We start from the raw sequence: 6,924 nt of genomic DNA, 5'->3' as shown, positions 1-6,924 counted from the left end.
CCCCCCCCCCCCCGCCCCGCCTAAACGAAGCCTTACCATGTCCTGGGAACGCATCTTCACCGCCCAACTACAACGCGCCGCCGCCGAGGCGGACGCCAGCCTCGCGCCCATCCGCCACGTCGATCTCTTCTCCCCCGAATACCGCGCCCTCACCCCGCCGAAACTGGCCGTCCGCGACGCCCTGCGCTTGGATGAATTGATCCAGGCCGGGGGCGAACGGTTCGATCTGTGGGAACCCCATCCCCGTCACGGCGATACCCATTACCGGCTGCGGCTGTACGGCGAGCGGGAGCGCAGCCTGGACGAAATCATGCCGTTCCTGGCGAATCTGGGGCTGCGGGTCATCGACCAGGTGTCTTTCAGGATGGACGTTGGAATCAAGCCGCTGTTCCTACGTAGCTTCGCGGTCATGCCCGCCCCGCCCGGCGTGGCCGATTTGATGCCCCACAAAACGCCGCTGTTGGAGTCACTCCACGCGATGCTCGGCGGCTGGGTGGAGAACGACGCGCTCAACGGCCTGTTGCTGGTGGCCGGGCTGGCCTGGCGGCAAATCGACGTGTTCCGCGCCTACCGCAATTATTACTTTCAACTGGGCAGCAGGTTCAGCCGGTTCCGTTTTCACCGGGCGCTGCTCGATAATCCCAACGCGGCGGCGCTGCTGTTCCGCTATTTCGCCAGCCGTTTCGAACCCGATGGCCGCTGGTCCCGCGCCGAACAACGCGAAGAAGAGGCGCTGTTCCCCGTCCGCCTGGAACTCGCCGCCGCCCTGGACGCGGTGGCGGACACCAACGAGGACCGCATCTTGCGCGGCCTTTTCAACCTCATCGACGCCACGCTGCGCACTGATTTTTACCAACCGAAACCGCCGGAAAATCACGCCCTCGCCCTGAAAATCGGCAGCCTCGGCGTCATCGATATGCCCGCCCCCCGGCCCTTGTTCGAAATCTACGTTCACGCGGCCTGGATGGAAGGCATCCATTTACGCGGGGCCAAGGTGGCGCGGGGCGGTATCCGCTGGTCGGATCGGCCCGACGATTTCCGCAGCGAAATCCTCAGCCTGATGCGGACCCAGATGACCAAGAACGCCCTCATCGTGCCGCTGGGGGCCAAGGGCGGCTTCGTGCTGAATACCGCCAGCGGCGATCCCGAGACGCAGAACCGCTTGGCGTGGCGGGCCTATGCCACGTTAATTCGGGGCTTGTTGAACCTGACCGACAACCGCGTCGGCGCCGCCATCGAGCCGCCGCCCAACCTGGTGACCTATGATGACGCCGATCCTTATCAGGTGGTCGCCGCCGACAAGGGCACGGCCCGGCTCTCGGACAGCGCCAACGGCATCGCGGCGGAATATGGCTTCTGGCTGGGGGACGCCTTCGCCAGCGGCGGCTCGCACGGCTACGACCACAAGCAACTCGGCATCACGGCGCGGGGCGCTTGGGAGTGCGTCAAGCGGCATTTCCGCGAGGCCGGGCAGGACATCGAAACCCAGCCGTTCACCGTCGTCGGCATCGGCAGCATGGATGGCGACGTGTTCGGCAACGGCATGTTGTTATCCCAAAACATCCGGTTGCGGGCGGCGTTCGGCAGCCAGCATATTTTCCTCGACCCGACTCCCGATCCAGCCATTTCGTATCAGGAGCGGCGGCGTTTGTACGATCTGCCCCGTTCCGGCTGGAATGACTACGACCCCCGCCTGATTTCGCCGGGCGGCGGGGTGTTCCGGCGCGACGCCAAGAATATCTCGCTCACATCCGAAGTCCGCGACTGGCTGTGCGTGCGGCACGCCACGGTGGACGGGGAGGAATTGATCCGCCGACTGCTGACGGCCCCGGTGGATTTGCTGTGGCTGGGCGGCATCGGCACCTACGTCAAAGCCACCGAGGAAGCCCACGAGGACGCGGCGGACAAGCTGAACGATCTGGCGCGGGTGGACGCGGTCCAACTCCGCGCCAAGGTGGTGGGGGAGGGCGCTAACCTGGGCTTTACCCAGAAGGCCCGCGTCGAATACGCCCTGGCCGACGGCCGCATCAACACCGACGCGGTGGACAATTCCGGCGGGGTGGACTTGTCGGACCACGAGGTCAACCTCAAGATTCTGATGGCGCTGCTGGAGCGGCGCGGCGCGATTGCCGGGGAGGCCGAACGCAACCGCGAGTTGTCGGCATTGACTGGCGATGTCATAAGCGCCGTGCTGGCGAACAATTATGAACAAAGCCTGTGCCTGTCCTTGGACCAAGCGCGGTGCCTGCGGGAGGTGGAGCCATTCCTTGACGTGGCCGACCGGCTGGTCAACGCTGGGCTGCTGGACCGGGCGGTGGAGTCCTTCCCGACCCGGAAGGACGTGCTGACACGCGGCAGTCTCGGATTTGCGAGACCGGAACTTGCCGTGCTGATGGCTTACGCAAAGCTAGCCTTGAAGCGGGCCTTGCTTGACGCGGGCGATTTCCTGGCCCAGCCGTGGACCGCCGCGATTCTCGCCGAATATTTCCCGACACCGCTGCGGGCGCGATTCGGCATCCATTTGTCGGCGCATCCTCTGGCCCGCGAAATCACCGCCACATTGATTTGCAACGCCATCATCGGGCAGGCGGGTGCGGGTTTTCTGGCCTGGGTCGATGAGCTGGAACCGGCCCAATTGGTCCGGGCGGTGGGCGCTTATTTGCTGTTCGACCAGGTAATTGGCGGTCGGGCCTTGCGCCACAAGGTGTGCGCTCTGGATGGCCGAATCGAGGCGAACCGGCAATATGCGCTGTTGCTGCGCCTGGAAAACCTGCTGGCCGAGGGTTGCCGCTGGACGCTGCAAGCGGGGCGGGCGCTCGTTTCCGATGAGAGCGCCATGGAGGCTTGGCGCTCCGGGCTTGACGCCTATTTGGCCTATTTATCCCATCAAGCGGAAAGCCGAACCGACCACGACCGGAGCCTGGCCGAACTGGCGGGGCTTGATTTCACGCCGGATGAAGCGCGGCGGTTGGTGTTCGCTGACCGGCTGGGCGATTTTCCCGCCCTGGCCGATGCGGCGGCGCTGACTGGTCGGCCCTTGGCCGAGGTGGCGCGGCTGTCCGATGCGGTGGCCCGGCAATTGGGGCTGCCGCGAGTGTTGGCGCTGTTGGGCGCCGTGCAGCCCCGCGACCGCTGGGAGCGGCGTACCCGTGCGGCGCTGCTGGAACGGTTCCTCTCCGCGCCGCTGGCCTTGACCTTGGCTTTGTCGCGGCGGGGCGTGGACGATCCCGCCGCGCTGTTTTCCTCTCCCGAAATTCAGCCGAAGTTGGCCCGGCTCCAACGCCTTGAAAGCGAACTCACCGAAACCGCCGCTACCTCCCTCATTCCCTTCGCTGCTTTGTCCGCTGCACTCGAAGCCTTACGAGAAGCCTGCGGCGGCCCCTTTCGCTGAAACCACTTTTGTCGTTGCCCGGTCGGCTAGAGCGATTTGGGATCGAATGTACGGTGGTGGGAGTGGGCTTCAGCCCACGATCAAGCCCGGCTGTCGCGGGCTGAAGCCCGCTCCCACGGCCTTTCTGCTCGCCCATGGTAGATGAAAACGCTTCAGAGGTTTTCTGGTCCATTCCATACTTGTGCGCCCATCTCGTTGTTTGAGATTTTTTGGTGCGTTTTTGTCGTGGCCTAAATTAAGCCGTTTGGCTAAGAAATGTTCTGGGCGATGACCGCTATTTTTTAATTAAATATCAAATAGTTATGATTTTATTTTGGGTGGGTTGGATCGCTTTTTTTGCGAGGCGGCAAAAAATTTTCGGTCCCGATATTCAATATCGAAGCGAAACCATGTAGGCTATTGACCAAGTTTGGTGCTTATACGCACCAAATAAGTGAAATACGCTGATGCCAAGCACCCAAGGGAGGAACCACGCCATGCTGTCCAATCTGTTTCGTATTGCCGCCGTTGTTGCTTTGGCCGGCGCTTTGGTCGGTAACGCGCAGGCCAAGCCGGACGAGGTGTCGGAGGCGGAGGTAAAGAACTGCCATTTGCTGGGCAAGGTCGCTGGCTCGTCCGGCTATGGCAAAAATCTCGGTTGGCAACCCATCGCCAAAGCCAGCGTTGAGAAGAAAGCCGGTGCCATCGGGGCGACGCATATCGTCTTCACGGATTTTCGGACGGTGGGCGCATTCAATGGCGAGGCTAGCGCCAGGGCTTACGCTTGTCAGTGATCGCTGCGCGCTAATTCCATAGAAACAGCCGACGTTATGTCGGCTTTTCTGTTTCTGGGGATTGGTTTGTTCCAAAAGAGGCGTTGCGGCAGGGGGGCGGGTCGTATTGAATGGGCGCTTGGCATTCATTCAGGGAGAACCACGGGCCATGGCACAGCAAACCATTCTTTACGACACACACCGGGAGTTCGGCGGGCGTCTGGTCGAATTCGCCGGTTGGGATTTGCCCCTGCACTTCGGCTCGCAATTGGAGGAACACCGCGCCGTGCGGCGGGACGCGGGCATGTTCGATGTCTCCCACATGGCGATTTTCGATCTGGACGGGCCGGAGGCTCAGGCGTTTCTCAGAATGCTGCTCGCCAACGACATCGCCCGCCTGGATGGCGACGGACGAGCGCTCTATACCTGTGTGCTGAATGAATCCGGCGGCGTGATCGACGACGCCATCGCCTATCGCCGAACGGATGGGCGGTTCCGGCTGGTCAGCAACGCCGCGACCCGCGACCGGGTGACGGCCTGGATCACCGGCCACGCGGTGGGCCGGGCCGTGCGGGCCACGCCGCGTCCCGATCTCGCCATCATCGCCGTGCAGGGACCGGAAGCGCGGGGCAAATCGCGAGCCTGTCTGCCGCCCGAATTTCGGGACGCCGCCGATGCTTTGCCGTCTTTTGGCTTCGTGGAGTCCGGCGAGTGGTTCGTGGCCCGCACCGGCTACACCGGCGAGGACGGCTACGAAATCATCCTGCCCGTGGACGCCGCGCCCGGTCTGTGGCGTGGCTTGGCGTCGGCGGGCGTCGCGCCCTGTGGTCTGGGTGCCCGCGATACCTTGCGGCTGGAGGCAGGGTTAGCGCTGTCGGGCCAGGACATGGACGAGACCGTCACGCCCTTGGAAAGCGGTCTCACTTGGACGGTGGCTTTCGATCCGGCGGAGCGGGACTTCATTGGCCGGGCCAGCCTGGAAGCGCAGCGTCGGGCGGGCGGGTTGCGGCGGTTCGTCGGGCTGTTGCTGGACGAGCCGGGCGTGTTGCGGCACGGGCAGCGGGTGGTGGTGCCGGAGGAGGGGGAAGGGATCGTCACCAGCGGAATTTATTCGCCCACGCTGGGCGGGTCCATCGCCTTCGCCCGCTTGCCAGCGGGCGGGTATGGGGATTGTTGGGTGGATATTCGCGGGCGGCTCAAGGCGGCGCGGGTGGTGGGGAGGCGGTTTTTGGCAAAATAAAATCCGGGCGGGCATGTATTCCATGCCCGACATGTCAGCGTAGTCAGGGCGTCGGGCATGAGTACACAGGGCAATCGCGCTATGTGATTTTTCTCCTTCTCGCCTTTGAGGCGAGAGGGGAAAAACAGCGGCTCCCTGCATAGCGCGATTGCCCTGCATGAGTACAGGCCCGATCTACCGGACCATAAACGTTGCGCAACAAACGCTTTGCGCAACGAATCCGTTGCCCAAAACAGGGGCGATCACGGATTCAAGCCTTGCCCCACGCATCAGTCACACCCACGAAACGCCCCATTTACTTTATCCTTATCCACAACACCCGCCGGTCCCCGACCCGGCCAAACAAAACAACTCACCGCCTCTGGGGGCAGCAATGTCTCGATATTCCATCACCCTGAGAACCTTCCCCGTCCTCATCGGCCTAGTTTTATCCCCGCCCGACCACGCCGCCGATCCCGACGCCGTGCCGGTTCACCCCGTCACCCAGGCACCCGCCGTGTCCGCCACCGGAGCGGGCAACGCCAGCGGCCAAGCCACCGACCCCCGCGCCGAACAAGCCGCCTCGAAGCTTCGCGAAATCACCGGCAGACTCAAGGCCGAAGCCGCCAAGGCCAAGAGCGCGGGCAGCCCCGAGCTTCAGCTCCGCCAACGACTAGCCATCGCCCGGCTTCGCGCCCGGCTCGGGGCCGAGCTGGAAATCCGGGGCATCGAACAGACGGGCACGCCCCGGCAGATGCGGGGCGCCATCCTCGAACCGGCCTCCAGCCTGGGCGCGACGCAAAAGGGCCGCGACGAAAAGACCGCCCGCGCCTTTCTCCGCAACCAAAAGGATTTGCTGCGCCTGGACAACCCCGACACGGAAATGAAGCTGCTCAACCACAAGGAGGACGAGCTATACCGGCGTCATCTGCGCTATGAGCAGCGCTTCAAGAATCTGCCCGTCTGGCCGGCGGAATTGCTGGTGCATATCGATCCGTCCGGCAATGTGGACGCGCTGGACGGCGCCTACGTCCCCACCCCCCGCAACACCGAGACCAACCCCGTGGTGAGCGAAGCCGCCGCCATCGCCCGGGCGCGGCGGGAGGTCAAAGGCGGCGACGGGGCGACGGTGGGCCAGCCGGAGCTGATCGTCTACGCCCCCGGCGACCGCACGCCCCGCCTCGCCTGGAAGCTGACCCTTGCGGTGTCCGCCACCGCCCGCTGGCTGGTGGTCATCGACGCCCTCAACGGGGCCACCCTCAAGGCGTATAACCAAGTCATGGAGCAGGGCGCCAGCGGCTCGGGGTGGGACACGCTGGGCATCGTCCGTCCCTTGAATCTGTGGCAGCAGGGGGCCACTTTCTTCATGGTGGACACCACCAAGCCCATGTACAACCCGACCTCCACGCCGCCGTCCGTGGTGCGGGGCGGCATCCAGGTGTTGGACGCCAAAAACCAGCCCGCGACCGACGACCCGTCCGGCAACCTCAGCGACATCAGGACCGACTACGTCAGCTCCGCCTCGCTCGCGGTGGGCTGGTTGCCGGACGCGGTGAGCGCCG

At 64.1% G+C, this 6,924-nt stretch carries 4 protein-coding genes; all 4 read left to right on the top strand.

Annotated elements, in window-relative coordinates; genetic code table 11:
- The first annotated feature begins 37 nt into the window (after positions 1-37).
- Entirely contained in the window at positions 38-3,391 is a 3,354-nt protein-coding gene (locus ACXWUF_RS15885; protein WP_458495631.1) for an NAD-glutamate dehydrogenase domain-containing protein, read from the top strand.
- Positions 3,392-3,867: 476 nt separating this feature from the next.
- Positions 3,868-4,164 (top strand): hypothetical protein, encoded by a 297-nt coding sequence (locus ACXWUF_RS15880; protein ID WP_458495630.1) that lies wholly within the window; start codon positions 3,868-3,870, stop codon positions 4,162-4,164.
- A gap of 148 nt (positions 4,165-4,312) precedes the next feature.
- Entirely contained in the window at positions 4,313-5,383 is a 1,071-nt protein-coding gene (gene gcvT / locus ACXWUF_RS15875) for a glycine cleavage system aminomethyltransferase GcvT (protein ID WP_458495629.1), read from the top strand.
- A 373-nt stretch (positions 5,384-5,756) separates the two neighbouring features.
- Positions 5,757-6,924 (top strand): hypothetical protein (locus tag ACXWUF_RS15870; protein ID WP_458495628.1); only part of this gene is annotated, 1,168 nt, incomplete at its 3' end.

This window comes from Methylomagnum sp., assembly GCF_054333355.1.
This window is presented reverse-complemented; position numbering and strand designations above follow the sequence as displayed.

What these genes read in the sequence shown, in the direction of transcription:
- ACXWUF_RS15885 (WP_458495631.1), top strand. Translation starts at nt 38, where the DNA reads ATGTCCTGGGAACGCATCTTCACCGCCCAACTACAACGCGCCGCCGCC.
- ACXWUF_RS15880 (WP_458495630.1), top strand. Translation starts at nt 3,868, where the DNA reads ATGCTGTCCAATCTGTTTCGTATTGCCGCCGTTGTTGCTTTGGCCGGC.
- gcvT (WP_458495629.1), top strand. Translation starts at nt 4,313, where the DNA reads ATGGCACAGCAAACCATTCTTTACGACACACACCGGGAGTTCGGCGGG.